At 59.3% G+C, this 24,512-nt stretch carries 25 protein-coding genes; 14 read left to right on the forward strand and 11 right to left on the reverse strand.

All coding sequences use genetic code 11. The features are described 5' to 3' along the window. Positions 1-21 precede the first annotated feature (21 nt). Positions 22-1,848, reverse strand: coding sequence for a zinc-ribbon domain-containing protein (locus BFV97_RS02780; RefSeq protein WP_083225497.1), 1,827 nt, complete (start codon positions 1,846-1,848; stop codon positions 22-24). 176 nt (positions 1,849-2,024) lie between these two features. Here BFV97_RS02780 and BFV97_RS02785 point away from each other — a divergent pair, with 176 nt between their 5' ends. The 3 genes from BFV97_RS02785 to BFV97_RS02795 are packed head-to-tail and all read left to right on the forward strand — an operon-like array spanning position 2,025 to position 4,374. Beyond that, positions 2,025-2,702, forward strand: a complete 678-nt coding sequence (locus tag BFV97_RS02785; protein WP_069298773.1) for a cell division ATP-binding protein FtsE — start codon at positions 2,025-2,027, stop codon at positions 2,700-2,702. Next, positions 2,702-3,604, forward strand: coding sequence for a cell division protein FtsX (locus BFV97_RS02790; protein WP_108721614.1), 903 nt, complete (start codon positions 2,702-2,704; stop codon positions 3,602-3,604). Before BFV97_RS02785 ends, BFV97_RS02790 begins: the two co-directional genes overlap by 1 nt. Further along, a complete protein-coding gene (locus BFV97_RS02795) occupies positions 3,601-4,374 on the forward strand; it encodes a lysophospholipid acyltransferase family protein (RefSeq protein ID WP_069299051.1) in 774 nt (257 codons plus the stop codon). Before BFV97_RS02790 ends, BFV97_RS02795 begins: the two co-directional genes overlap by 4 nt. 123 nt (positions 4,375-4,497) lie before the next feature. Here the strand turns inward: BFV97_RS02795 and gap are convergent, their stop codons facing one another. The 4 genes from gap to BFV97_RS02815 form a co-directional block, all read right to left on the reverse strand. Continuing rightward, on the reverse strand, positions 4,498-5,496 hold the full coding sequence (gene gap, locus BFV97_RS02800; protein WP_069298775.1) for a type I glyceraldehyde-3-phosphate dehydrogenase: 999 nt from the start codon (positions 5,494-5,496) through the stop codon (positions 4,498-4,500). 108 nt (positions 5,497-5,604) lie between these two features. Continuing rightward, positions 5,605-6,552, reverse strand: a complete 948-nt coding sequence (gene cbiB, locus BFV97_RS02805; protein ID WP_069298776.1) for an adenosylcobinamide-phosphate synthase CbiB — start codon at positions 6,550-6,552, stop codon at positions 5,605-5,607. 4 nt (positions 6,553-6,556) lie between these two features. Further along, a complete protein-coding gene (locus BFV97_RS02810; protein ID WP_069298777.1) occupies positions 6,557-7,519 on the reverse strand; it encodes a threonine-phosphate decarboxylase in 963 nt (320 codons plus the stop codon). Further along, entirely contained in the window at positions 7,516-7,890 is a 375-nt protein-coding gene (locus tag BFV97_RS02815; RefSeq protein ID WP_069298778.1) for a DUF1636 family protein, read from the reverse strand. The genes BFV97_RS02810 and BFV97_RS02815 overlap by 4 nt, the downstream gene beginning before the upstream one ends. A gap of 138 nt (positions 7,891-8,028) precedes the next feature. Here BFV97_RS02815 and BFV97_RS02820 point away from each other — a divergent pair, with 138 nt between their 5' ends. Further along, positions 8,029-8,403 (forward strand): response regulator, encoded by a 375-nt coding sequence (locus BFV97_RS02820; RefSeq protein WP_069298779.1) that lies wholly within the window; start codon positions 8,029-8,031, stop codon positions 8,401-8,403. A 22-nt stretch (positions 8,404-8,425) separates the two neighbouring features. On the opposite strand, the gene BFV97_RS02825 is transcribed toward BFV97_RS02820, so the two are convergent. Both BFV97_RS02825 and BFV97_RS02830 read right to left on the reverse strand, forming a co-directional pair. Further along, entirely contained in the window at positions 8,426-9,274 is an 849-nt protein-coding gene (locus tag BFV97_RS02825) for a trypsin-like serine peptidase (RefSeq protein WP_069298780.1), read from the reverse strand. A gap of 51 nt (positions 9,275-9,325) precedes the next feature. After that, positions 9,326-10,303 carry a glutathione S-transferase family protein gene (locus tag BFV97_RS02830; RefSeq protein ID WP_069298781.1) on the reverse strand — a complete coding sequence of 326 codons (978 nt, stop codon included), beginning with the start codon at positions 10,301-10,303 and terminating at the stop codon, positions 9,326-9,328. Between the two features lie 167 nt (positions 10,304-10,470). Here BFV97_RS02830 and BFV97_RS02835 point away from each other — a divergent pair, with 167 nt between their 5' ends. The 8 genes from BFV97_RS02835 to cobM all read left to right on the forward strand — a co-directional run bounded on the left by BFV97_RS02835 (position 10,471) and on the right by cobM (position 18,260). Beyond that, positions 10,471-11,241 carry an MBL fold metallo-hydrolase gene (locus BFV97_RS02835; RefSeq protein ID WP_069298782.1) on the forward strand — a complete coding sequence of 257 codons (771 nt, stop codon included), beginning with the start codon at positions 10,471-10,473 and terminating at the stop codon, positions 11,239-11,241. Between the two features lie 286 nt (positions 11,242-11,527). Continuing rightward, positions 11,528-11,749: a DUF6732 family protein gene (locus BFV97_RS02840; protein ID WP_069298783.1), complete on the forward strand. Its 222-nt coding sequence runs from the start codon at positions 11,528-11,530 to the stop codon at positions 11,747-11,749. A 4-nt stretch (positions 11,750-11,753) separates the two neighbouring features. Beyond that, complete coding sequence (locus BFV97_RS02845; RefSeq protein WP_069298784.1) at positions 11,754-13,031, forward strand: sirohydrochlorin chelatase; 1,278 nt, start codon at positions 11,754-11,756, stop codon at positions 13,029-13,031. Next, complete coding sequence (locus tag BFV97_RS02850) at positions 13,028-13,693, forward strand: precorrin-8X methylmutase (protein WP_069298785.1); 666 nt, start codon at positions 13,028-13,030, stop codon at positions 13,691-13,693. The genes BFV97_RS02845 and BFV97_RS02850 overlap by 4 nt, the downstream gene beginning before the upstream one ends. Then, entirely contained in the window at positions 13,690-14,901 is a 1,212-nt protein-coding gene (locus BFV97_RS02855; protein WP_069298786.1) for a bifunctional cobalt-precorrin-7 (C(5))-methyltransferase/cobalt-precorrin-6B (C(15))-methyltransferase, read from the forward strand. Before BFV97_RS02850 ends, BFV97_RS02855 begins: the two co-directional genes overlap by 4 nt. After that, positions 14,898-15,599 (forward strand): precorrin-2 C(20)-methyltransferase, encoded by a 702-nt coding sequence (gene cobI, locus BFV97_RS02860; RefSeq protein ID WP_069299052.1) that lies wholly within the window; start codon positions 14,898-14,900, stop codon positions 15,597-15,599. Before BFV97_RS02855 ends, cobI begins: the two co-directional genes overlap by 4 nt. A 44-nt stretch (positions 15,600-15,643) precedes the next feature. Then, positions 15,644-17,446, forward strand: a complete 1,803-nt coding sequence (gene cobJ, locus BFV97_RS02865; RefSeq protein WP_069298787.1) for a precorrin-3B C(17)-methyltransferase — start codon at positions 15,644-15,646, stop codon at positions 17,444-17,446. Between the two features lie 22 nt (positions 17,447-17,468). Further along, positions 17,469-18,260 (forward strand): precorrin-4 C(11)-methyltransferase, encoded by a 792-nt coding sequence (cobM, locus tag BFV97_RS02870; RefSeq protein WP_069298788.1) that lies wholly within the window; start codon positions 17,469-17,471, stop codon positions 18,258-18,260. Between the two features lie 84 nt (positions 18,261-18,344). On the opposite strand, the gene BFV97_RS02875 is transcribed toward cobM, so the two are convergent. Continuing rightward, positions 18,345-20,204, reverse strand: coding sequence for a DEAD/DEAH box helicase (locus BFV97_RS02875; protein WP_069298789.1), 1,860 nt, complete (start codon positions 20,202-20,204; stop codon positions 18,345-18,347). Between the two features lie 210 nt (positions 20,205-20,414). Between BFV97_RS02875 and BFV97_RS02880 the strand changes: the two genes are divergently transcribed. Further along, on the forward strand, positions 20,415-20,768 hold the full coding sequence (locus BFV97_RS02880; protein WP_069298790.1) for a hypothetical protein: 354 nt from the start codon (positions 20,415-20,417) through the stop codon (positions 20,766-20,768). 23 nt (positions 20,769-20,791) lie between these two features. Here the strand turns inward: BFV97_RS02880 and BFV97_RS02885 are convergent, their stop codons facing one another. The 3 genes from BFV97_RS02885 to trpS form a co-directional block, all read right to left on the reverse strand. Continuing rightward, a complete protein-coding gene (locus BFV97_RS02885; protein WP_069298791.1) occupies positions 20,792-21,346 on the reverse strand; it encodes a GDYXXLXY domain-containing protein in 555 nt (184 codons plus the stop codon). Continuing rightward, entirely contained in the window at positions 21,343-22,626 is a 1,284-nt protein-coding gene (locus BFV97_RS02890) for a DUF2157 domain-containing protein (RefSeq protein ID WP_069298792.1), read from the reverse strand. The genes BFV97_RS02885 and BFV97_RS02890 overlap by 4 nt, the downstream gene beginning before the upstream one ends. Positions 22,627-22,697: 71 nt before the next feature. After that, positions 22,698-23,720 (reverse strand): tryptophan--tRNA ligase, encoded by a 1,023-nt coding sequence (gene trpS / locus BFV97_RS02895; RefSeq protein ID WP_069298793.1) that lies wholly within the window; start codon positions 23,718-23,720, stop codon positions 22,698-22,700. Between the two features lie 76 nt (positions 23,721-23,796). Here trpS and BFV97_RS02900 point away from each other — a divergent pair, with 76 nt between their 5' ends. Next, positions 23,797-24,507 (forward strand): rhomboid family intramembrane serine protease, encoded by a 711-nt coding sequence (locus BFV97_RS02900; protein WP_069298794.1) that lies wholly within the window; start codon positions 23,797-23,799, stop codon positions 24,505-24,507. The last annotated feature ends 5 nt before the right edge of the window (positions 24,508-24,512 follow it).

Raw genomic sequence — 24,512 nt, forward strand, 5'->3', positions numbered from 1 at the left:
ATTATAGGGGCGACCGGCGCTTTAACCGCCGATCTTCCGTTCAATCAACAGACGCAGGCTGTCGATGGCCGATGCGTATGGATCAAGCACCACAGCCGCTGACGGCATGCCAGCGACGATCAGCGGGTGGAGCAGATACAGTGCAATAAGGATCGCAAAGACAAAGACCGTCCAGACAAAAGCGCGCCTGAAACCGCCGGATTTCCGCGCAAGCTCTTCCTCATGGGCGTCGCGTATTTCTCGGTCGCGGCGGCGGGGTTCCCCGCCATCACTGCGCAATGACGCGTCGAGTTCGTCTACATCGGGCAGAAGGGACTTGCGGCCCGACTGACCACCCGCCAGTTCGTCTGCCGGTGCCGCTTCGCCCTCTTCCAGAGGGGACAGGGACGACGGATCAGACCCTTCGTCCAGCCCGAAACCCTGTTTTACCCGTGCACGGCCTCGGCCGTTTCTGGCTTTGGGGCGGGACAGCCCCATAATGGCAGCGGCGGCAACGGCCCCTTTCGGGCTGTCCTCATCCTCGGGGCTGTCGATGCCGTCATCGTCGTCCCGTGATGGTGCAACAACAGCTTTATCGGCGCGATAGGCGTGTCGGGCGCGGTCCTCTTTTATCTCTTTGAAATCCTCGTCTTCGATGTCGGCAAGAGAGAGGTCTTCGGTGACGGCATCTTCTGTATCCAGAGAATCGTCATCGGCGTAAGGATTTCGTAACTCTTCGTCGGTATCTTCGGGCAGAGGGTCGTCGGATGGCAGGATCGGGGTGTACTGTTCCTCGTCTCCTTCCGCTTCTGCTTCCGGTTCCTGATCCGTCTCGGCTGCGCGGCTTGCGCCGATGGTTTCAAGCTGGCTGCGAATGGCCTCCAGATCAGCGAGCGGATCAAATTCCGGATCGGCGCCCTCATCCTCCGGTTTGGCATCCGCGCGCTCTTCTGGTTCCGGTGCAGAAGGATCGGGCTGCAATGTATCCTTATTGGTGTCGTCGGTGTCATTGCCGTCGTCATCCGCATGGGCATCAAGGAATTCGGTCAGTCCGGCAAAGCCGAGTTCATCATCGTCACCGGATTCCTCTCCGGCTGGTGCGTCTTCAGGTTCTTTCTTGGGGTCGTCCTGTATTTCGTAATCTGTGGATTGCTGTTCTTGCGAACTGTCTTTTGACGCGCTTTGCGGGTCGACAACATCTCCCTCGCCCCGTGGTGCTTCCTCTGTGAAATCGGCTGCGTCCTGATCGCCGGAGCCAGAGCCGCCTGCAAGGGAATTGTCCTGTTGCTGCTCCTCTTGGGCCAGTGCGCGGTCTACGGCGATTTTGCGGTCTTCGCCGTCACCGTCAATTGCATCCGCAGCGGCTGCGTCCAGTTTGTCCCGTGCTGCCGAAGCGGAAGAAAACGCTGCCTCAGACCTTAGAACGTTAAGAACATCCTCTGCGACTGGGGCTGTTCGCAGATGGGGTGAGGGCGCATCGTCATCATCGTAATCGTCGTCGCTATAATCATCGTCGCTGGCGGAGAAATGCGGCGCGGCAGGTTGATTTTCCCTTTCGACGGGGGCTTCTGCCGTGTTGTCATCCGCGTCAACGTTGCCCGAAACGGCCTGATCATGGGAGTCTGTCGGGGCAGCGGTCTGCGCCCGTTTCGATCTGAAATTCAGCTCGGGAAGGTCATCCAGATTGTCGAAGACCCCTTTGTCTTCAAGCTCGTCGTCGCTGTGTGATGCGCGATCCGGCAACATTTCGATATAGTCTTGAAACCAGATATTGTCACAATTGGCGCATTGCACCTCGCGCCCGGACTCCGGGATCGCTGCTTCATCTACCTCGTACTGCGCGACGCATCTTGGGCATACTATACGCATGGCACCCTCGCTTATTTTTTCTGCCAACCGCCAGCCCGCGAATCAGCTTTTTTACTAGTTTTAGCGGTGGAACCCTTTCATTCCAAGTATCTGTTCAAATTTGTAAACATTGCATGTATGGGCGGTATGAGCGAAAACCGACAAAACGGACTGTCGAACAGTATACGAGGCACAGAGTGATAGAGCTGAAAAACGCGGGTTTTAACTATGGTGGGCGTGATATTCTCAGCGATATGACCCTGCGGTTGTCCCCCGGATCGTTCCATTTCCTGACCGGGCCGTCGGGTTCGGGCAAAACGACCTTGCTGAATTTGTGCTATCAGGCGCTGATGCCGACCACCGGAATGGTGCGCATTTTTGAACAGGATGTGCGGGCCATGACGCGGGATGATGTGGCCCGCGTGCGGCGGCGGATCGGTGTCGTGCACCAGAACTGCCAGTTTCTGGATCATATCAGTGTGCGCGATAATCTGACATTGCCGCTGTCGGTTTCGGGCCGCGAATCCGAAGTGGATCAAGGCAATGTGGACGACCTGTTGGGCTGGGTCGGGCTAAGCGAGCGGGGCGATGCGCTGCCGCCAGAACTGTCCGGTGGAGAGCGTCAGAGGGCGGCGCTGGCCCGCGCGATTATCATGTCGCCGGACCTGATCCTTGCGGATGAGCCGACGGGAAATGTGGATTGGGAAATGGCGCAACGATTGATTGCGCTGCTGGTAGAATTGAACCGGATGGGTAAAACGATCCTGATCGCGACCCATGATCTCAACCTGATCCGCAACACGAAATCCGAAGTTTCGGCGCGGGTTTTGCGGATCAGTAACACCAAGTTGCAACTGGCCGGAGCGGATTTGTGATGGAGCGTTTGCGCAGTATTTTTGAGGTTTTCAGCGGTGATACCAATGCGGACCGCGTTGTGCCGCCCAGTGGTTTCACCTCGCGGCTGACATCTTTTACCGCCGGAGCTATGGCCTTTCTGACGGTGTTTGCACTAGCGCTGTCGCTGGCGACGGGTCGGCTGGCGGATCGTTGGGATGCAGAACTGGCGCGGACCTCGACCATCCGCATTGCCGCCCCCGAAGGGCAACTGGCCGCACAATCCGAAGCAGTGCTGGAGGTTCTGCGCACCACGCCGGGAATTGCCAGCGCGCGGGTGATGTCGGATGCGGAACAACGTAAATTGCTGGAGCCCTGGTTCGGTCCGGACCTGCCGCTCGATACATTGCCGGTGCCCCGACTGATCGAGGTTCTGGAAGAGGGCAAAGGGCCGGATATGGTCGGACTGAAACTGCGGCTGAGCGCGGAAGCCCCCGGCGCGGTTCTGGATGACCACACCCGCTGGCGCAAGCCGCTGGTGAATGCGGCGACGCGGTTGCGTCTGCTCGGGCTGGTGTCGATCCTGCTGATTGCAGGCTCTATGGGGGCGATGATTACGCTGGCGGCCCAATCCGCGCTGGCTGCGAACGGACAGGTAATCGGCGTGCTGCGGCTGATCGGTGCGCGGGATGTCTACATCGCCCGCGCCTTTGTGCGCCGCTTCACACTGCGGGCGCTGATCGGGGCTGCGATTGGCACCGGACTGGCGATGATAGGTGTTGCATTTATGCCCGCTCCGGCAGAGGAAGGCGCCTTCCTGACGGGGCTTGGCTTTGTCGGTTGGCATTGGGTCCTGCCGGTTTTCGTGCCGGTGATCGCCGCAATCGTTGCATTCTGGGCGACCCGTCTGGCGGCGTTCCGTGCCCTATCGAGGTTAAGCTGATGTATGCAATCCAATGGCTCCGCTCCCTGTTGTTTATCGGGCAAATGTATCTGGCCATGTTCGTCATGGCGCTGTTTTTCATTCCAATGACGATGATCAAACGGGAAAATTCCTACTGGGCGGTGCGCAGCTATTGTCGCTGGGTGCGCTGGACGGCAAGCTGGATGGTCGGGCTGAAATCCGAAGTGCGCGGTGAGGTGCCGACGGACGAGGTGCTGATCGCCTCCAAACACCAAAGCTTTTTTGACATTATCCTGATCGTTTCGGCGGTTCCGCGGCCCAAGTTCATCATGAAGGCGGTGCTGAAATGGGCGCCGATTCTGGGCTGGTTCGCGCTAAAGATCGGCTGCGTTCCGGTGGAGCGGGGCAAGCGCGGCGCGGCGATCAAGCAGATGGTGGCAGATGTGAAATCCGGTGCGCAATTGCCCGGCCAGTTGATTATTTTCCCCCAAGGCACCCGCGTGGCGGCCGGGGCGCATCTGCCTTACAAAGTGGGCGCGGCGGTGTTGCACCAGCAGACAGGACAACCTGTGGTGCCGGCGGCGACAAATGTGGGCGTGTTCTGGCCGCGTCACGGCATCTATCGCAAGCCGGGATTGGCGGTGGTGGAGTTTCTGCCGCGCCTTGACGCGGAAGATTTGGACGGCATGGAGACAGGCACGATCACCAAGGTTCTGGAGGAAGCGATCGAGCCTGCGTCAAACCGTTTGATGGCAGAGGCCGGTTTTGTGGTGGATGCGACAAAGCATCAGTCCGTGCCCAAAGCTTAACAGAACCTTTCCGATCACCCTGCAAATATGAAGCGTCATATAAGACGCTTCATAAATGAAGCTTCATGGCAGCAGTGTCTTAATGACTCGGCGCTGAAAGTCACAAGATGCCAAGGCTTTAACTTACAGGAATTTTCCCATCGCGACGGCTGTATCGGCCATGCGGTTTGAAAAGCCCCATTCGTTGTCATACCAGCTCAGCACGCGACCCATGCGGCCCTGAACCTGTGTTTCGCTGGTCGCCACCACAGAAGAGCGCGGGTCGTGATTGAAATCTATCGACACCAGCGGCAGGGTCTCCATGCCGAGCACGCCCTTCATCGAACCCTCCGCAGCCTCTTGGAGCGCCGCGTTAATGGACTCCACCGTGATAGCCTTGGTGGTGTTGAACTTGAAATCAACGCAGGACACATTCGGTGTCGGCACGCGGATCGCAACACCGTCGAGTTTACCTTCGAGTTCGGGCAATACCAGACCCAGCGCTTTGGCCGCACCTGTTGATGTCGGCACCATAGACAGGGCAGCCGCACGGCCCCGTTCCCAATTGCCAGCACCACGATCCAGCGTTGGCTGGCTGCCGGTATAGGCGTGAACGGTTGTGACCAGCCCGTCTTCGATCCCGAATGTATCGTGCAGGACCTTCGCCAGCGGCGCGAGGCAGTTGGTGGTGCAAGACCCGTTGGACACAATCACATCATCGGCGGTCAATGTGTCGTGGTTAACGCCGTAAACGATTGTTTTATCGGCGTTCTTGCCCGGCGCAGAGACCAGGACGCGTTTAGCACCGGCTTGCAGATATTTCGCGGCCTTATCCTTGTCTTTGAACAGGCCGGTACATTCCAGCGCAATATCCACATGCCCCCAGTCCAGTTCCGCCGGATCACGCTCGGCGCTGACAGGGATCGGACCATAGCCTACATCAATGCTGTTTTCAGTGTGGCTGACCTCGCCCGGAAAGACTTTGTGCACGCTGTCGTATTTGAACAGATAGGCCGAATTATCCACCGGCGTCAGGTCATTTATCGCGACCACTTCAATGTCTGTGCGCCCGCTTTCAACGATGGCCCGCAGGATGTTGCGCCCGATCCGACCAAAGCCGTTAATCCCCACTTTTACAGTCATAGTGCTTCTCCGATCCCAAAAGTTGCGCCCGTCGCGGACGATTTCGCAGTTTCGTTAGCGATAACGTAAGCAGACGGAAGGTTCAACCTCATTTGGGGCGGCAGGCGTTTACATCAACCAGAAAATCAGGGCGAGCAGGGCGAAAAAGCCTGTCATGGCGTACCAGCTGCGGTTCAGGGCGCGCACTGAATCCAGAATATCGGTGCTGCTGAGATCCCGTTTACCCTGTTCGTTCACAAACAGGTCATTGGTCATTTCCCCGCCATAGCTGCGCGGTCCGGCCAGCGACACATCCAGCACGCCGGCCATAGCTGCTTCGGGCCAACCCGCATTCGGAGAGCGGTGCATGTCGGCATCTTCAAACACCACATCAAGGGCGGTGCGGTCGAAATGGGCGAAACAGATCAGCACGGCAGTGATCCGTGCGGGCAGCCAGTTCAGGATGTCATCCAGTTTGGCGGCAGCATATCCGAACTCGGCATATTCCTCATTTTTGTAGCCGATCATACTGTCGGCGGTGTTCACGATTTTGTAGATCAGAATACCGGGCAGTCCGAGGATCAGGAACCAGAACACCGGCGCGACCACACCGTCCGAAAAGTTTTCGGCAGCGCTTTCGATGGCGGCGCGGGACACTTCGGTCTCCTTCATCGCGCCAGTATCCCGCCCGACGATCATCGACACCGCGTTGCGCCCCTGCGGCAGACCGTTTTGCAGGGCGGTCGCCACGTCGCGCACATGGTCGATCAGGCTTCTGTGGGCGATCAGAACTGCGGCGATGATGACCTCGATCACGTTTATTGCGATGCCAAGGTATTCGACATTGTTCAGCAGCTCGAATACCAACCCGATCAGTCCGGCCACCAGCACAAGGACAGCCACGGCGAAGAACCCCTTCACCCGCCGTGCAGAGCCACGGTTCAAAAGCTCGTCCAGACTGTTGACCAGCCGCCCCATCAGTGTGGCGGGGTGGGGGTAACGGTCCCAGATCTTCTCCGGCTCGCCAAGGGCAAAATCCAGCAGCAGCGCCAGCAGAACCATCAGAAAGATACTCATTCGTTTACTCCAGAACCTTTTCAAGGTGTTCCCAGTCACGGTCCGGACCGGGCAGGCCCAACCGGATCAGTGTCTTTGAATAGGGAAAAATACGCGACAGGATGCGACCCTCTGCCAGTTTCTCAAACATCGTCTTGGCATCTGAAACATCGTACAGCCGGAACAGGCTGGTGCCGCGCGGATTGTCAAATCCGGCACGTGTGGCGATGTTGTCGAGCCGCGCGGCGTCCTGTTCCAGACGGCCGCGGGTGGTTGTGGCCCATGCGGAATCGGACAGGGCGGTCAGGCCGATATGCTGTGCGGGACCGGAAATCGCCCAAGGCCCCAGCATTTGTTCCAGAGTGGCAATGGTCTCGGGCCGCGCCATCGCAAAGCCAAGCCGCACACCTGCCAGCCCCCAGAATTTGCCCAGCCCTTTCAGCACCACAAACCCCGGACGGGCTGCCAGTTCCATATGGCTGCTGTCGGGGCTGACATCGCAAAAACTCTCGTCGATGACGGACAGGGTATTATGGTGTTTTAACAGTGTGTCGCGGTCCCAGTGCCGCCCGTCGGGGTTGTTGGGATGCACATAGACGTTGGCCCCTGCGGGATCGTCGGAAACCTCCCAGCCAAAGGCGGTAAAGCTGGCGGCGTGTTCGTTATAGGTGGGGCGGGCGATGCCCACACGGCCCGCCGGTGCCAGCCGGGGCAGGGCGGCGATCAGCGCTGACACGCCCGAGGCCGCCGCAATGCCCGCACCCTCTGGCACGGACCAGAATTGCCGCGCCGCGTCAAGCAGGTCGGATTGGTCCTGACTGTCGGGCAGGGCCTGCCAGAAACGGGCCGGAATTTCCGGCAGCGGATAGGGCAGCGGGTTGATGCCGGTGGACAGGTCAACCCAGTCGCTGCGCACACCGCCAAAGCGGGCGATGGCGGCGTCCAGCCCGCCGCCGTGGTCCCGTGTCTGCGCCGCCAAGGTGGTCATTCGCTCTCGGGCAGGGTCGGAATACGCGACACAAAATGGCCTTTGACGGCTTTGGGCCATTCGCGGAAGGGCACCTGACCCTTTTCGCTGGCGGCATGTTTTTGGGCATACTCTACGATGCCCTCGGCCGCTGCTGCGCCCGGTTCAAAGCGCCCCAGAACATAGGTCAGCTTGCCCTCGGCCTGAATCGCGATGTTGCAACCGTGGTTGCAGCCCATCAAACAGGCGTGGCGGCGGATTTTCACATCACTTGCCCCTTGTGCGGCGGCTTCCACTGCTTCGGCCAGCAGTTCCCCGTCGGTTTGGGATTGGGTTTCAGCGCTCCAACCTTCTCTTTTACAGGTTTCGCATACAGTAATTGTCGTAGTCATGGCAGTCTTTCAGCAGGTTTCCGCTCGTTTCATCATCAAATCTGCGAAAACACAATTCCTATTGGCTGGAACCAAAAAAATTAAAACTTTATTAATAAATTGGGCAGACCCTAAAGATTATGTCAATTTGGGTGGATTATGAAGATTCTTGTTGTGGAAGCCGTGGCGGAACTTGGCCGTCTTTGGTGCCGCCATTTGGAGCGGCAAGGCGGACACACGCGCCTTTGTCTGGACGAGCAGAGCGCGATTGACGCCCTGCGGTTTGCAACATTTGACGTGTTGGTGCTGGATGTGGGTATGGAAGACACCAGTGTTCTGGCCATCAGCGATCTGGCCACCTATCGTAATCCCAATGTTGCGATCATTGTTGTCACCGCCAAAAGTTTCTTTTCCGATGGCATGATTTTTGATCTGATTCCCAATGCACGCGGGTATCTGCATACGCCTGTTCTGCCCGATGATCTGGCAGCGTTGGTGGATCATTACGGACGGGCCGCCGGGGGGTCGGCGTAGTCCGAAGCTTTGGTTTCTGGCGTCAGTTACCGCTTTTGACAAATTTTGCACTTGTGCTTTTGCGATCAAAACCAACGGAAATACGGGTGATCCCTGTGGGCGCATTCGCGCGTGTCGTGGTAGAAGTGGCCGTGTTTGAATAGCGGGGCAGCACGCGCAAGGTGCGTTTCAGATGGGCGATATTTGCGGGCAGGTCCATGCCGAAGGCCACAACATCCCCGTCTGCATTGCGTCCCGACGAAACCAGCGAGACGATCCGCGCGCGGTTGCCTTCCTTCACAAAGACCGGCGCACCGGAAGAACCGAAGGTCACATCGCAGTTAAAGGCAATCAGCCCTGCACCACGGCCCAGAACATCGCATTGTTTCTGCCAAGACATCACGTCATCCCGTCCTTTGCCATAGGACACAACGCTGACGGAATTGCCCGGCGCGATTCCCGAATGGATGGCGAAAGGTGCGGCTGTGAAGGTGGAAATCGGCTCGGCCAGTTTCAGCAGGGCCACGTCATGGCGGATGTTGGATGTAATCGGGCCGAGCGCGGCTTTGTAATTGGCATGGGCGACCACCTGTTGCACAGCGCGGGTTTCTATCGCCTGTCCGTCCTGATAACCCGCCGCAAAAGAAAAGCTGCCCGCATCCCGCAACAAGCTGGTTTCGCTGTCAAAAACGCAATGGGCCGCGGTAAGCACCAGATCGCTGGCGATCAGGACGCCGGTGCAATAGCCCTTGCCGCCGATGTCGATACGCCCCACCGCCTCCCAGCCGAGGATGTCAGTGCGATCGGTCAGGGGGGTTAGCCCGCTCGCCCCGAGGCTGGCTGGGGCGAGAAAGAAAATGCAGCTTAGCGCGAGTCTTCTGAGGAATGTCATGGCCGGTCTCCGGTTGTACAAGAGACAGGGTGGCATCCATTCGGGGCGAAATTATGTTCCCCGTTTGTGCGCTTTGTGCCAGTCCGGGGCGGGGTTGATCGGGATGATCCGATAGGGATTCACATTGTCATGACTGTAGTGGTAATGCCGCACGATGTGTCCAAAATGCACCGTCTGTGCAACGTCCGGCCATTGGTACAGCTCTCGTGCATAGGCCCAGAGGTTCGGGAAGTCGATGATCCGGTTCCGGTTGCATTTGAAATGGGTGTGATAGACCGCATCAAACCGCACCAGCGTGGTAAACAGGCGCCAATCGGCCTCTGTCACGCGATCCCCCGTCAGGTAGCGATGGGTCGAAAGATGATCTTCCAGCCAATCTAGCGTTTCAAACAGCGGGTAAACCGCCCCGTCATAGGCGCTCTGGCTGGTGGCGAAACCGGCTTTGTAGACACCGTTGTTCACAGTCGTGTAAATCCGCGCGTTGATCTCGTCGATGGTGTCTTGCAGTTCGGAGGGGCAAAAGTCCTGAGTGTTGCCGGTGATCCCGTCAAAGGCCGTGTTGAACATGCGAATGATCTCGGCGCTTTCGTTGGACACGATACGATCCTGCTGCTTGTCCCACAACACCGGAACGGTCACGCGGGTGGTCGCATCCGGATCGGCCTTCTGGTAAATCTGATACAGATACGCGCTGTCAAACAGGCTGTCGCCCTGTGCCGGACCGTCATCGGTTTGAAAGGTCCAACCTTTGTCGAGCATTTCGGGATGAACCACATCCACCGAAATATGGTCTTCCAATCCTTTGAGCGTGCGAAAAATCAAGGTGCGATGGGCCCAGGGACAGGCGAGCGACACGTAAAGGTGATACCGGCCGCTTTGCGCAGGAAACCCCCCTTCGCCGCTGGGTCCGGCACTGCCATCAGCGGTTATCCAGTTGCGGAATCCGGAATCCTTGCGGACAAATTTGCCATCCTTGTCGCCACTTACCAGCTTTTCCGTCTTCCACGTTCCGTTAACCAGTTGTCCCATTAACCTGCGCTCCTGTGTTCTGATGCCTCAACATAGGGCATGCGTGGGGAAAGTCTTTGATAGACAGCCGATTTCACTGTTGCGTTACGTGCAACAGAAAGAATTTGAGAGCTTTGCCAACCAAGCTACCATTGCGGGTATTACAAACAGGGAGCCAGAGTGAAAAAATGACCCATTCCAGAAGAAGTTTTCTTAAGACCGGCGTCGCGGCAACGGGTGTTGTCTTTCTACCCTACGTGGTCGGGGCCGCAGCCCATGCCGGTAACGAATTTGCCACACAGTCCGGCACGCTGTCGGTGAACGCAGTGGCCCATGCCTCTATGGTGCTGTTGACGCCAGTGGGTACGATCCACGTCGATCCCGTGGGCGAAGTGGCGCAATACGCCGATTTCCCCGCGCCGGACCTGATCCTGATCACCCACCACCACGGCGACCATTTTAACGTGGATACGCTGAACGGGTTGGTGGCGGATGGCACGAAGCTGGTCACAAACCCTGAGGTTTACAACCAGTTGCCCGAAGCCTTGAAAGCCAAGGCCAGCCAGATCGCAAACGGTGAATCGGCCGAGTTTAACGGCATGTCGATTGATGCAATTCCGGCCCATAATCTGACCGAGGAGCGGATGAACTTTCACCCCAAAGGGCGCGACAACGGCTATGTGCTCGGGATTGACGGGCTGCGGGTTTATATCTCTGGTGATACCGAAGACATCCCCGAGATGCGCGCGCTTGAGAATATTGACGTGGCCTTTGTCTGTATGAACCTGCCCTTCACAATGGACGTAGAGGCCGCGGCCTCGGCGGTGGCAGAGTTCAAGCCGAAATACGTCTATCCCTATCATTACCGTGGACGGGACGGGGGCACACAAGACCCCGAAGCCTTTGCCAAGCTGCTGAACGATGCAATCACGGTGAAGATGGGCGGCTGGTACGGCTAAGTCGAATGAACAGTTCTGAAAACCCCGTTGTGCCTTGGTGCAGAACGGGGTTTTTTGCAGGTGGATCGGTGAGGCACGACCCGCATGGTGGCGTTTCCGGTCCCTGTTCTGCCGCGAATCCCGTTGCACGGAGGGGGCGGGCTGCTTATACCTTGGCTAACGATGCCCCACAGGGGCCGGAAAGGTGTTTCGTCGGGGGCTGACCCAAATAGGGGGCCAAAGACGAGATCGTTAGAACGCTACATCCTGTGGCGGCCTTTCCGTTGCATAAAAGGAAGGGACCGCAATGCGATTTTCGGTATTTTTGACAGCAATTCTGGCCGCAACAGGGGCGAATGCCCATGTAGGGCATGTGGGCGAAGTGGCTTCCCATGATCATTGGGTTGCAGCCGGTGCGATCGGGGCGGCTGTTGCCATTGCGGGCTGGAACATCCTGAAAGGTCGCAAAAAGAACAAAGCTGCCGAAGCGGAAAAAGCGGAGTCCGACGAAGCTCCGCAAGAAGCCTGATCTTATGACGCAAAAAATCGGTGTAATGATTTGCGGTCATGGCTCTCGCAGCCAGTCCGCAGTGGATGAGTTTTCGGTGCTGGCAGAAAAACTGCCCGCGCTTCTGCCTGACTGGCAGGTGGAATACGGCTATCTGGAGTTTGCAAATCCGGTGATCCGCGTCGGGCTGGACAAGCTGCGGGATGCGGGGTGTGATCGTATTCTGGCGGTGCCCGGCATGTTGTTTGCGGCCATGCATTCTAAGAACGATATTCCCACGGTGCTGAACACCTATGCTGTCAAAAACGGGATAGACGTGTCTTACGGGCGCGAGCTTGGGGTTGATCCCAAGATGATCGCCGCCGCGGGTGCGCGGATACAGGAAGCTGTGGATGCCGCCAATGCGGAACACGGCGAACTGCCGCTGGAAGATACGGCGCTGGTGGTGATCGGGCGCGGCGCCTCTGATCCTGATGCCAATTCCAACGTGTCCAAAATCGCGCGGATGCTTTGGGAGGGCATGGGCTTTGGCTGGTGCGAAGTGGGCTATTCCGGCGTGACCTTCCCGCTGGTGGAACCCTGTCTCGATCATGTCAGCCGTCTTGGTTACAAACGGGTTATCGTCTTTCCCTACTTCCTGTTCACCGGCATCCTGATTGACCGGATTTACGGGTTCACGGACAAATGTGCTGCGAAATATCCCGATATTCAGTTCGTCAAAGCGGGGTATCTGAACGATCACCCGCTGGTTCTGGAGACCTTTGCGGACCGTGTGAAAGAACAGCTTGGCAGCACACCGGTGCCGAATTGTGGCATATGCCAGTACCGCACGCAGGTTCTGGCAATGGATGGCGGCGATACACGGGTTATCCCCGTCGAAGCCCGCCGCGCCGCCATGGGCGAGGATCATCCCGCCCTGTCAGAAGTGCCGCCGCCCACCTGTGTTCTGTGTAAATACCGCGCCCAGATCATCGGGTTTGAGGCTGAAGTCGGTGCAATTCAGGAAAGCCATCACCATCACGTCGAAGGGCAGGGTGCGCAGGCGCCGGGGTCCAATGTGTCGGATTGCGGATTGTGTGGCGACTGGTGCACGGGGGAGTGTCGTCTCGATCTGGACCACCACCACCACCATCACGACCACAGTCATTCTCATGATCACGACCATGACCATCATCACGATCACGGGCATCACCACCACGGTCATGATCACGGACATAGCCACGACCATCATCACGATCACGTCCATCCGGTCTACCCTCATGCCAAACACCCGCTTGGCCCCGAAAGCGCACGCCGGAAATGAGAAACGGAGCCAAGCCACCGCGCCCTCTCCCGTATGAGAGGGAGCCGGCCGAGATTTACGCCCAGTCCTTTGCCACCGTGCGGGCCGAGGCCAGTCTGGACCGCTTTCCCGAAGAGATGCGCCCGATGGTGATCCGCTTGATCCACTCTTGCGGGATGGTGGAAATTGCGGATCGTCTGGCCTATTCCCCGAAGGCGTTTGCGGCAGCGCGCGATGCGCTGCGTGCCGGTGCGCCGGTGCTGTGCGATTGTGAAATGGTCGGCGCGGGGATTATCCGGCGCTATCTGCCGGCGGATAATGACGTGATTGTCACACTTAACGATCCGACTGTGCCTGATTTGGCACAGCGCATCGGCAACACGCGGTCCGCGGCTGCGGTGGAGCTGTGGAGCGACCATATCGAAGGCGCTGTCGTGGCAATTGGCAATGCGCCGACGGCGCTGTTTCATCTGCTGGAACTGCTGGATCAGGGCTGGCCGAAACCGGCCTGTATCCTTGGCTTCCCGGTGGGATTTGTCGGCGCCGCCGAGAGCAAGGCCGAACTGGCCGCCCGACCGCGGAATTGCGATTTTGTGGCGCTGCGTGGACGCAAAGGTGGCTCTGCAATGGCGTCTTCTGCGGTGAATGCGCTGGCCGCCGGATTGGTAGAGGAAAAACAATGACCCCTTGGTTGCATATTGTCGGCATTGGTGAGGACGGGCTGGACGGGCTGGTGCCCACCGCCCGCGCTGTGGTGGAAGCGGCTGAAGTCATTATTGGCGGCGACCGACACCATTCCCTGTCGGACAACATCCGTGCGGAACGGGTGGCTTGGCCTTCGCCCTTTGACGCGCTGATCGACACGCTGCAGGGCTATAAGGGTAAACGGGTTGTGGTTCTCGCCACGGGCGACCCGCTTTGGTATTCGGTTGGTGCCCGGATCGGACGGTCCATTCCGCCGGCCGAGATCACCTATCACCCGCAGCTTAGTGCCTTTCAACTGGCCGCCGCGCGCATGGGGTGGTCCATGCCGGATGTGGAAACCCTGACAGTTCACGGGCGCCCTGTAGAGCAGATGATCGCCTTCATCCAGCCGGACCAGCGGTTGCTGATCCTCACCACGGGTGCGGAAACTCCGGCACAGATCGCGAAATTCCTGAGTGAGCGGGGCTATGGCAAATCGCAGATGACCGTTCTGGCGGCGATGGGTGGCAAGGAGGAACAGCGTTTTGAGGGGCTGGCCGAAAGCTGGGACCATATTGTACCTGCCTTCAACACGCTGGCGGTAGACTGTGTGGCTGCGGAAGACGCGGCGCTGATCCCCCGCGTGCCCGGACTGGCAGATGAGCTGTTCCAGCATGACGGCACCATGACCAAACAGGAAGTCCGCGCCGTGACGCTGGCCAAGCTGATGCCAATGCGCGGGGCGCTGTTGTGGGATGTAGGCTGTGGTTGCGGGTCTGTTGCAGTGGAATGGATGCGGGCGGCACGGTTCAGCCATGCCATCGGTATCGAGCCCCGTGCGGACCGCCGCCTGTTTGCGGCGCAAAACGCCGCCGCGCTGGGCGCGCCCCGTCTGGAACTGGTTGACGGCACGGTTCCCGCAGCGCTGGACGGTTTGAAAGCCCCTGATGCAATCTTTATCGGCGGTGGCCTGTCCCGTGAAACATTCGAGACCTGCTGGCAAGCCCTGCGTCCGCTTGGGCGGCTGGTTTGCAATGCAGTCACGCTGGAGAGCGAGGCGCTGTTGCTGTCTTTGCACAAGGAATACGGCGGGCAGCTTGTCAAACTGAACGTGAACCGCGCCGAACCCATCGGCGGGCCGGACACCGGCCTGACCGGATGGCGCCCGCTGATGCCGGTGACACAGTGGAGCCTGATCAAGCGATGAACGGCAAACTCTACGGTGTGGGGCTTGGTCCGGGCGATCCCGAACTGATGACCCTGAAGGCTGCGCGGCTGATCGGCGCGGCGGATGTTGTGGCCTACCCGAGCCTTGAAGGCGGGGCGAGCTTTGCCCGTGCCATTGCCGCCGGTGTGATCCGCGACGGGGTAGAGGAAATCGCCATCTCCATCCCCATGTCGGTGAAGCGGGAACCGGCGCAAGCGGCCTATGATGCCGGTGCAGCGGATCTGGCGGCCTGTCTGCGGGCGGGGAAAACTGTTGTGGTTCTGTGCGAAGGGGACCCGTTCTTTTACGGGTCTTTCATGTATCTGTTTTCCCGCCTTTCGGATGAATTCGAGGTCGAAGTCGTGCCCGGTGTCACCAGCGTGACGGCCTGCGCCGCTGCCCTGCGTTCGCCCCTGTCGGCGCGAAACGAGGTGCTGACGATTATTCCCGGCCCGATGGAAGAAACCGCGATGGAGCAGCGGATTGCGGCGGCCCAAGCGGTTGCGGTGATGAAGGTGGGGCGGCATCTGCCGAAGATCCGCCGCGTGTTGGACCGGCTCGGGCTGATGGAACATGCGGGCTATGTGGAACGGGCGACCCTGCCGGAACAAAAGGCGATGCCTTTGGCAAAGGCTCCGGAAACGGCGCCTTACTTCTCGATGATATTGGTGACCAAGGGCGAGGATCCTTGGTTGTGACGATGATGGCGGGCCGCGGTCTGCCCAGTGATAAGGTTTGATGGATGGTTAATCCGGTAGTTGTTTGTTTGTCCCGCTCGGGCGAGTCCACGGCCCGACGTGTGGCGGAAATTCTGGGTGCTGCGGTACACGGGCGCGAAGGGCGCGTGGATCAGGCGGATGCCTATTTCGCCAATGCGCTGGAACATGTGCGCGTGCTGTTTGCCAGTGGAACGCCGGTTGTGGGGGTCTGCGCCGCCGGTATTCTGGTGCGTGCCGTCGCGCCGCTGGTCAGTGACAAGAAAACCGAACCGCCTTTGCTGGCTGTGCCGGATGACGGATCGACCGTGATCCCGCTGCTGGGCGGGCATCGCGGCGCGAACCGGCTGGCCCGTCAGATTGCCGAAGGTCTGTCCGCCCATGCCGCTGTGACAACGGCTGGCGATGTAGCGATGGGGGTGGCGCTGGACGAGCCGCCGCTGGGCTGGCGTCTGGCCAACCCGCAGGATGCCAAGGGCGCGATGGCGCTGATGTTGTCAGGCGGTGGTGTGCGTGTTGAGGGCGAGAATATCTGGGATGTCGACACGGTTGAAACCGGCGCTGTCACGCTGACCACCACAGAGGCGCCGATGGCAGGGGACGGCACGCGGCTGGTCTATCATCCGCAGCGGTTTGCGCTGGGGCTTGGCTGTGCGCGGGGCTGTGACGTAGAGGAAATGTGGGATCTGGTGCAAAAAACGCTGGCGGAGAATAACATCGCGGCGGGGGCCATCGCCTGTGTCGGCTCGCTTGATCTGAAGGGGGATGAACCTGCGATGATCGAAACAGCCGCCCGTCTGGGTGTGCCCTTCCGCGTATTTACGGCCGCCGAACTGGAGACACAGACGCCCCGTCTGGCCAATCCGTCTGCGGTGGTGTTTGACGAGGTCGGCTGTCACGGTGTGTCCGAGGGTGCCGCGCTGGCGCTTGGCGGGGACGCGGCTGTACTGGCGGTTGAGAAACAAAAGACCGCAAATGCCACCTGTGCGCTGGTACGCTCCGAAGCGCCGATTACAGAATTTGCAGGCCGTTCCCGCGGCAAGCTGTCGATTATCGGTATCGGTCCGGGGCAACATAGCTGGCGCACGCCGGAGGCCAGTGCGTTGGTTGCAGAGGCCGAGGAACTGGTGGGCTATGGGCTTTACATCGACCTGCTCGGCGCTTTGGCCCATGGCAAGGAGCGGTCCGATTTTCCGCTTGGGGGCGAAGAAGACCGCTGCCGCTATGCGCTGGAACAGGCCGGTAAGGGTAAGAACGTTGCGCTGATCTGTTCCGGTGATGCGGGAATTTATGCGATGGGTGCGCTGGTGTTTGAACTGCTGGACCGCGGACCAGACGAAATGGGCGTTTCCGATGCGGCCCATCGGGTCGAGGTCGTCTCCACCCCCGGTGTCAGCGCTTTGCAAGGGGCTGCAGCCCGCGCCGGTGCGCCTTTGGGCCATGACTTCTGCGCGATTTCCCTGTCTGATCTGCTGACCCCGCGCGAGGATATCGTGAAGCGGTTGAAGGCGGCGGCGGAAGGGGACTTCGTGATCGCCTTTTACAACCCCGTTTCGATGCGTCGCCGCACCCTGCTGGCCGAGGCGCGGGATATTCTGTTGCAACACCGCCCAGCGGATACGCCTGTGATGCTGGCTTCCAGCCTTGGCCGTCCCGAAGAACACGTCCGCTATCGCAAGCTGTCCGAATTGGAAGTGGACGAGGTGGATATGCTGACGGTGGTTCTGGTCGGGTCGAGCCATTCCAGACTGGCGCAACTGGGCGAGGGACCGCGCATGTATACACCGCGCGGTTACGCCCGCAAGATTGACGGAGATCTGGCGTCCTGAACGGCGCAGAGAGGATAACACGATGACAGTTTATTTTATTGGGGCCGGACCGGGTGATCCCGATCTGATCACGGTCAAAGCCAAGGCACGGATCGAGTCCTGTCCCGTTTGCCTTTATGCCGGTTCGCTGGTGCCAGAGGCCGTGGTGGCCTGTGCGCCCGATGGGGCAAAGGTAATGGATACAGCCGTGATGACGCTGGACGATACCCACGCCGAGATAAAAGCCGCCCATGAGCGGGGCGAGGATGTGGCGCGGGTCCATTCCGGTGATCCCTCCCTGTACGGCGCCATTGCCGAACAGATCCGCCGGTTGCGGGCGGATAACATTCCCTTTGAAATCATTCCCGGTGTGCCAGCATACGCGGCGATGGCAGCGACTATCGGGCAGGAACTGACCATTCCGGAAATTGCGCAATCCATCGTGCTGACCCGCATGTCCATGCAATCCACATCCATGCCAGCGGGCGAGACGCTGGAGAACTTCGGGCGCACAGGGGCAACGCTGGCGATCCATTTGGCGGTGCGCAACATGCGCGAGATCGAACGGCAGCTGGTGCCCCATTACGGCGCGGATTGTCCCGTGGTGGTCGGCTATCGTGTGGGCTGGCCCGATCAGGAAATCATTCGCGGCACCTTGTCAGACATCCGCATGAAAGTGCGTAAAGCCAAGATTACCCGCACTGCACTGATCATGGTGGGCCCCGCACTGGCAGAGAGCCACGATTTTGTTGATTCCGCGCTGTATGATCCATCAAAACCCCATGTTTTGCGTCCGGTTACAGGCGTTGATCTGGTGGAGCCGAACAACACCTGACCGCAGTATTCGCGCGAAAACGTTAACAGCCGGTGTCTTTGGGGACACCGGCTGTTTTTTTATCTGGCAGATTTTAATAAATCGTCAGTTCGACGGGTACTTCGAGGCCGCGCGCCGCGCCTTGTTCTTCTTGCTGTTGGCCTTTCCGACTGCGGGCGCAAGGTTCTTGCCGCCCTTCTTTTTCAGCGGCGTCACCACGCCTTCGGGACGGCTGTCCTCGGGGCGGGCGCGTTTTTTGAACTTCGGCTTGCCCTTGTCTTTGGTACTCGGCGCTTTGGGCTTTTTGCGGCGCGGAGCGGGATCGTCGTTCCAGTCAACTGGGGTTGTGGACGCCTTGGGTTTGAATTTCGGCTTTGGTCCACGCTGGGCCGCACTCGGGGCGTCGATCCGGGTGATCGGAGAGTTCCGGTCGTATTCCATTTTCGGACCGACCGATTTCAAGAAACCTTCAACGCTGCCTTTACGGATTTCCACCAGCGTTTCACTGTGCTGGACGCGGATCGCACCGATGTCGTCCTTGGTAATTCCGCCAACCTTGCACAATTTCGGCAGGAAGCGGCGCACTTCCACGCCGGCATTCTGGCCTCCGGCGACGGAGAACCAGACAGACGGACCGAAGGCGGCTTTGGCATCGCGGGGATCAAACGGCTGGGGTTCGCCCAGTTCCTCCGGCGCGGTCTGGCGCGAGCGGTAGAGCCGCAGATAGGCCGCAGCAACCTGTTCGGCGCTGTGCAGTTCCAGCAGGTTCGCGACCGCATCGGCCTCGTTTTCAGCGACGGGTGTGTGCCATGCTTCATGGGCCAGCATACGGGCTTCATCCTGCGCCATCACCGCTTCGGCAGAGGGGGCGGGGCCTTGCTCCGCAGTCAGTTTTGCCGTGCTCAGCAGGCGGGAAGCCTTGCGCAGCGCTTTGGGGTTGGCGATCAGGATCGAAACACCCTTACGCCCCGCACGCCCCGTCCGACCGGAGCGGTGCAGCAGGGTTTCGCTGTTGGATGGCAGGTCCGCATGGATCACCAGATCAAGGTTTGGCAGGTCGATGCCGCGCGCAGCCACATCGGTCGCAACACAAACGCGGGCACGTCCGTCGCGCATGGCTTGCAGGGCATGGGTACGTTCGTTCTGGGACAGCTCGCCCGACAGGGAGACCACGGAAAAGCCGCGGTTCGACAGGCGGGTGGTCAGACGGTTTACGGTGGCGCGGGTGTTGCAGAACACCAGCGCTCCGGGCGATTCATAATAGCGCAGCACGTTGATGATGGCTTTTTCATCGTCGCGGTTTGCCACGCTCATCAAATGGTATTCGATGTCAGAGTGTTGCTGGCGTTCACCGATGGTGGACACGCGCACCGCATCGTTCTGATAGGTTTTCGCCAGTTTCGCGATGCTGCCGGACACAGTGGCAGAGAACAAAAGCGTGCGGCGGGATTTGGGGGAGGCTTCGAGAATGAATTCCAGATCCTCGCGGAAGCCCAGATCAAGCATTTCGTCGGCTTCGTCCAGCACAACGGCCCGCAGGCCGGACAGGTCGATAGAGCCGCGCATGATGTGATCGCGCAGACGTCCGGGAGTGGCTACAACAACATGGGCGCCACGACCAAGCGCACGGCGTTCGTCGCGCATGTCCATGCCCCCCACACAAGAGGTCACGATTGCATTGGCCTTACCATACAGCCACGTCAGCTCGCGCATCACCTGCATGGCGAGTTCGCGTGTCGGGGCAATCACCAGCGCCAGCGGTTTGCCTGCAGGACCGAAGCTTTCGTCGTCTTCCAGCAGGGTCGGGCCAAGCGCGAGGCCAAAGCCGACCGTCTTGCCAGAGCCTGTCTGGGCCGAGACCAGAAGGTCGGAATTACCCAGTTCGGGATCGGTCACAGCGGTCTGGACGGGGGTGAGTGTTTCATAACCGCGCTCGGATAGCGCGTCGGAGAGAGCTTGTTTCATAGGTCAGTTCTTTTCGGGATAGGCCCCGAAGAGCGGTCACGCGCGGCAGGGAGGTTCGTGCCGCAGCTACGCGGTCAGGGCTTGTGTGTAAAGGTCGATTTCCGCAAGGCTGCGTTGCAAATTAGGACAGTTTCGCGTTATCGTTCCAATAAATTCATTGAAAATACATATTTATAGGCCAAACTGGATAGATAAAAGAGGGGATTCTTCATGGACGTTCATATGTCACCCGAGGTTCTGGAAGGGCTGCGCCGCGCCCGTACACAAGAGCTTAAGCGCAGTTCCCGCCTGCGTGTCGTTGTCGGAGACGAGATTTACCCCGTATTGCGCAGTTGGGAGGGTGGATTTTCCCTGTCAGCGGATGCGCCCCATCTGCGTGGCACGGTGGAATTTTGCAACGGCTCCCGCCTGTTACATGAATGCCTGATCGTGTGTTCGGCTCAGGAAGGGTCGGAAATGGTCTATGAATACAAGCGGCTGTCCCGCGTGACAGAGGGACGTGTTCTGGATTTTGAACAAGCGGACAACACGCCTGTTGCGTATCTCGGTGCGCCGGAAACCTGAGGGTTCAAACCCTTGATAAAGTTTTAGTAGAGCGGCGCGTCGTAGATTTTCTGCCCCTCGATGGTCAGCCCTTTGATCAAGGCGCTGCCGTCGTCTGCTACGGACAGTATAACCCCCAACTTTTGCTCGCGGCGTAAGGATTCGAGCTCCAACGCGCGGTCCTTGGGCGCGAAAAACCGATCAAAAGGAAATGCGATTCGCAGGGTGTTGTCGCTGGCCGATGACTGGAATTGCGCCCGCCCTGCCAGAACCGGACCGTTGAAATCCTCTGGATAGGTGTCATGCAGGCTTTGCACCTGCGCAAAAGGCCCTGTGGTATCAAGGGCGGCATAAACCGGATCGTTCCACGTGAAACGTCCGTGCAGGGTCACGCTGTCCCGCGGAATCTGGCTGATGTTAAGGTTCAGGGCGGTGTAATGGCCGCGGAACAGGTCTCGCGGGTCGATAAATCCGGTTTCAAGCAGAACCTCCCGACCTGACTGCAGGGCGGTCGCCCGGTCGGTAATGATTTTCGCCAGAACGCCGGTTTGCAACAGCGCGGCCAGAATGGTGCCGATGATCAAGAAACGGCGGCTCATGGCTGGCCGCCCTTGTTGCGGGTCAGGCGCGGGATGATGAACACGCCCGCCAGCAGGATCACCCCGACACCCAGATAGAATACGCTGGTGCCAAGCAATGTGCCGACGGTTTCGAAATAGGTGTACAACAGCGCCACTGCGAACAGCAGAAATCCAAGTGTCGTCAGCGGCCGCTCCCCGATCCGCCAACCCATGCGGATCACCCAGATCGCTCCGCCGACCATGAGGATTTGGACAGCTATGGCAATGTCAGGTGCGAACAGCAATATAGCAAAGGTCACGACGCCGAACAGGACGGTTACGACCAGATCGTAGGTGTTGGGATGGCGCGAACGCACGGCGGTTCTCGCGAAAGCCGCGCCCAGCATAAGGCTGGCAAGGGCGGGCAGCAGAGTGGCAGCGTTCAGCGGCCCATAGGCTATATGAATCCGGTCAACGCGAGCAATGACATGCCATGAGAAGATCATTACCGCCATAAAGAGGATGATATAGACCATCAAAGGCCGCTCAAACCCGAGCAGCAGGCGGCGGGTCCGGTCCAGCCAAAGCGCCCCAGACAAGCAGGCCAAAGACAGCCCCAGCCCAATGGCCAGCATCCCGAGCCGGCCTTCTTCGGCCAGTGTCAGCGCCGTCATTGCGAACCAGATGCACGCGGACAGAACGATCAGATGGGCCGCAAACCGGCTGCGCGCGGCATAGGCTATGGCGGCGGCGGCCAGCAGATAAAACGGATAGTCGGGATGCAGCGGTTGCGCTCCAGCAAAGGCATTGGGGTATAGCAGCATCCAGACCATCAGCAGGGCAAGGGACAGCACCAACGCGGGCACGGATAAGGTCAGTGCCGCGGCCAGAAGGGTGCCCATCGCCCAGAGCCACGTTGCATCCTTCGGACTGCCCTGAATGTGGTAAATCTGGCTGATCAACATGATGCCGGCGCCAAACATGGCGCAGGCGCCAAGGGTGCAGGTCTGGGCGGTCTTGTGATAACCCCGCACGGACAGAAACAGCGATCCGCCCCAGAACCCCCACATGGCCGCAAGGATCAGGCCGACCCGTGTCAGCCGTGACATGCCCTCCCAGTTGGCCGCGACAAAAGTCATCGCTGCAAAGCCGAGACAGACCACCGCCAGCAGCACCAGAACCTGCCGGAAGCTGGCCCCGCCCGCGCGGTTCTGCACATCCGCATCAAGCAGCGCCGCCGTTGTGCCGTCCAGCAATCCGCGACTTTGCCAATCGTCGATCGCCTCTGACAGCACGGATTTGCGGTTCCACATGGCCATAAAAAAGATGCCCCTTCATTCAGGGGCATCTTATGACGCAGGCTCTGCGCGTCAACCGAAAGCGGGGTGGGCTAGCGGGAGCGGACCATGCCCACGATGTCATAGGTTTTGTCGAGGATCGGTTCGGCAATCGCAGAGGCGCGGTCGGCACCGTTGCCAAGAATCCGGTCGATTTCGGCAGGATCGGCCATTAGCCGGTTCATCTCCTGCGTGATCGGTGCCAGATGGTCCACGGCAAGATCGGCAAGTGCGGGTTTGAACTGGCCAAACTGCTGTCCGGCAAACTCGGTAATGACGCTCTCGGCGGTCCGGCCGGACAGGGCGGCGTAGATATTCACCAAATTGCGCGCCTCTGGGCGGCCTTCCAGTTCTTTCAGGGTCTCGGGCAGCGGTTCAGGATCGGTTTTGGCCTTGCGAATTTTCTTGGCGATTGTGTCGGCATCATCGCGCAGGGTGATACGGCTTTGATCCGACGGGTCGGATTTCGACATCTTCTTGGTGCCATCGCGCAAGGACATCACGCGGGTGGCTTCGCCGTCGATCAGGGGATCGGGAGAGGGAAAGAAATCCGTGTCAAAGTCGTGGTTGAACTTGGCCGCAATATCGCGGGCCAGTTCCAGATGCTGTTTCTGGTCTTCGCCCACAGGCACATGAGTGGCCTGATAGATCAGAATATCCGCAGCCATCAGCGCAGGATAGGCCAGCAACCCGAGCGAGGATTTCTCGGCGTTTTTGCCCGCCTTGTCCTTGAACTGGGTCATGCGGTTCATCCAGCCGATGCGCGCCACACAGTTGAAAATCCACGCCAGCTGGGCATGGGCGGGCACTTGGGACTGGTTGAACAGGATGGATTTTGCCGGATCAAGCCCGCAAGCGATATAGGCCGCTGTTACCTCGCGGGTGTTGTGACGCAGGTCAGCCGGATTTTGCCAGACGGTGATCGCGTGCAGATCGACCACGCAATAAAGGGTTTCAATGTCGGAACCTTGCATTTCGACAAACCGCTTGAGTGCGCCGAGATAGTTGCCAAGCGTCAGATTTCCCGATGGCTGGATGCCGGAAAAGACGCGCGGTGTGTGTATTGTCTCGCCCATTGCGAAAACTCCGTCTGGTGTTGATGGAGGGGTTATCGCTATATGGGCGGGTATCGTCAAGCGATGGAGCCTTTAGATGTATGACGCCGAGGGGCACAGCGCCCCGATCAATCCCCTGCCGCCCGTTGTGACCCTGCTGGTTATTGTGATCGCTGCGGTCGAAGCGATTTTCCAACTGGGCGAGGCGGGCATCATTGGCGGTGCCACCGGACCAGCCTGGCGGATCATGATCGCGGACCAGTTCGGGTTTTCCAATGCGGCGGTCTATCTGATGTGGGATACAGGACAGTATCCGCCCGAACTGCTGTTGCGGTTTGTCAGCTATATGTTTGTGCATGCGAATTTTGTCGCCGCTTTGTTCAGCGTGGTGTTCATCCTTGCACTTGGGAAGTTCGTTGCAGAGCGCGTGCACTGGCTGGCGTTTCTGGCGATTTTTTTCGGCAGCGGCGTGCTTGCAGCACTGGCGCAGGCGATAGTGATGGGGCCGACTATGGCGATGCTCGGGGCGGGGGCGGCGTCTTACGGGTTGATCGGCGCGCTGAGCTGGATTTTGTTCACCGAACAGCGGGCAGCGGGGCAGAACGGGTTGCGGGCGTTCCGCCTGATCGCCGCGCTTGGCGTGTTACTGGCGGTGTTTTCGATCCTGTTTGGCGGGCACGACTGGTTCGAACGGGTCGCAGGCTTTTTCGTCGGCTTTGCCCTCTGCGCTGCACTGCGTCCGGTTGCCGGTGCAGGGCTGACCTATTGGCGGGACCGGATGCGGCGCGGTCGGGATTTGGATATTTGACCCAA

The sequence above is a fragment of the Neptunicoccus sediminis genome (assembly GCF_001719615.1).
Classification (GTDB): Bacteria; Pseudomonadota; Alphaproteobacteria; order Rhodobacterales; family Rhodobacteraceae; genus Amylibacter; species Amylibacter sediminis.

Bases quoted from the DNA above. Each gene is read 5' to 3' on its own strand.
- BFV97_RS02780 (WP_083225497.1), bottom strand. From the start codon at position 1,848: ATGCGTATAGTATGCCCAAGATGCGTCGCGCAGTACGAGGTAGATGAA.
- BFV97_RS02790 (WP_108721614.1), top strand. From the start codon at position 2,702: ATGGAGCGTTTGCGCAGTATTTTTGAGGTTTTCAGCGGTGATACCAAT.
- gap (WP_069298775.1), bottom strand. From the start codon at position 5,496: ATGACTGTAAAAGTGGGGATTAACGGCTTTGGTCGGATCGGGCGCAAC.
- cbiB (WP_069298776.1), bottom strand. From the start codon at position 6,552: ATGAGTATCTTTCTGATGGTTCTGCTGGCGCTGCTGCTGGATTTTGCC.
- BFV97_RS02810 (WP_069298777.1), bottom strand. From the start codon at position 7,519: ATGACCACCTTGGCGGCGCAGACACGGGACCACGGCGGCGGGCTGGAC.
- BFV97_RS02815 (WP_069298778.1), bottom strand. From the start codon at position 7,890: ATGACTACGACAATTACTGTATGCGAAACCTGTAAAAGAGAAGGTTGG.
- BFV97_RS02820 (WP_069298779.1), top strand. From the start codon at position 8,029: ATGAAGATTCTTGTTGTGGAAGCCGTGGCGGAACTTGGCCGTCTTTGG.
- BFV97_RS02825 (WP_069298780.1), bottom strand. From the start codon at position 9,274: ATGACATTCCTCAGAAGACTCGCGCTAAGCTGCATTTTCTTTCTCGCC.
- BFV97_RS02830 (WP_069298781.1), bottom strand. From the start codon at position 10,303: ATGGGACAACTGGTTAACGGAACGTGGAAGACGGAAAAGCTGGTAAGT.
- BFV97_RS02835 (WP_069298782.1), top strand. From the start codon at position 10,471: ATGACCCATTCCAGAAGAAGTTTTCTTAAGACCGGCGTCGCGGCAACG.
- BFV97_RS02840 (WP_069298783.1), top strand. From the start codon at position 11,528: ATGCGATTTTCGGTATTTTTGACAGCAATTCTGGCCGCAACAGGGGCG.
- BFV97_RS02845 (WP_069298784.1), top strand. From the start codon at position 11,754: ATGACGCAAAAAATCGGTGTAATGATTTGCGGTCATGGCTCTCGCAGC.
- BFV97_RS02850 (WP_069298785.1), top strand. From the start codon at position 13,028: ATGAGAAACGGAGCCAAGCCACCGCGCCCTCTCCCGTATGAGAGGGAG.
- BFV97_RS02855 (WP_069298786.1), top strand. From the start codon at position 13,690: ATGACCCCTTGGTTGCATATTGTCGGCATTGGTGAGGACGGGCTGGAC.
- cobI (WP_069299052.1), top strand. From the start codon at position 14,898: ATGAACGGCAAACTCTACGGTGTGGGGCTTGGTCCGGGCGATCCCGAA.
- cobJ (WP_069298787.1), top strand. From the start codon at position 15,644: ATGGTTAATCCGGTAGTTGTTTGTTTGTCCCGCTCGGGCGAGTCCACG.
- cobM (WP_069298788.1), top strand. From the start codon at position 17,469: ATGACAGTTTATTTTATTGGGGCCGGACCGGGTGATCCCGATCTGATC.
- BFV97_RS02875 (WP_069298789.1), bottom strand. From the start codon at position 20,204: ATGAAACAAGCTCTCTCCGACGCGCTATCCGAGCGCGGTTATGAAACA.
- BFV97_RS02880 (WP_069298790.1), top strand. From the start codon at position 20,415: ATGGACGTTCATATGTCACCCGAGGTTCTGGAAGGGCTGCGCCGCGCC.
- BFV97_RS02885 (WP_069298791.1), bottom strand. From the start codon at position 21,346: ATGAGCCGCCGTTTCTTGATCATCGGCACCATTCTGGCCGCGCTGTTG.
- BFV97_RS02890 (WP_069298792.1), bottom strand. From the start codon at position 22,626: ATGGCCATGTGGAACCGCAAATCCGTGCTGTCAGAGGCGATCGACGAT.
- trpS (WP_069298793.1), bottom strand. From the start codon at position 23,720: ATGGGCGAGACAATACACACACCGCGCGTCTTTTCCGGCATCCAGCCA.
- BFV97_RS02900 (WP_069298794.1), top strand. From the start codon at position 23,797: ATGTATGACGCCGAGGGGCACAGCGCCCCGATCAATCCCCTGCCGCCC.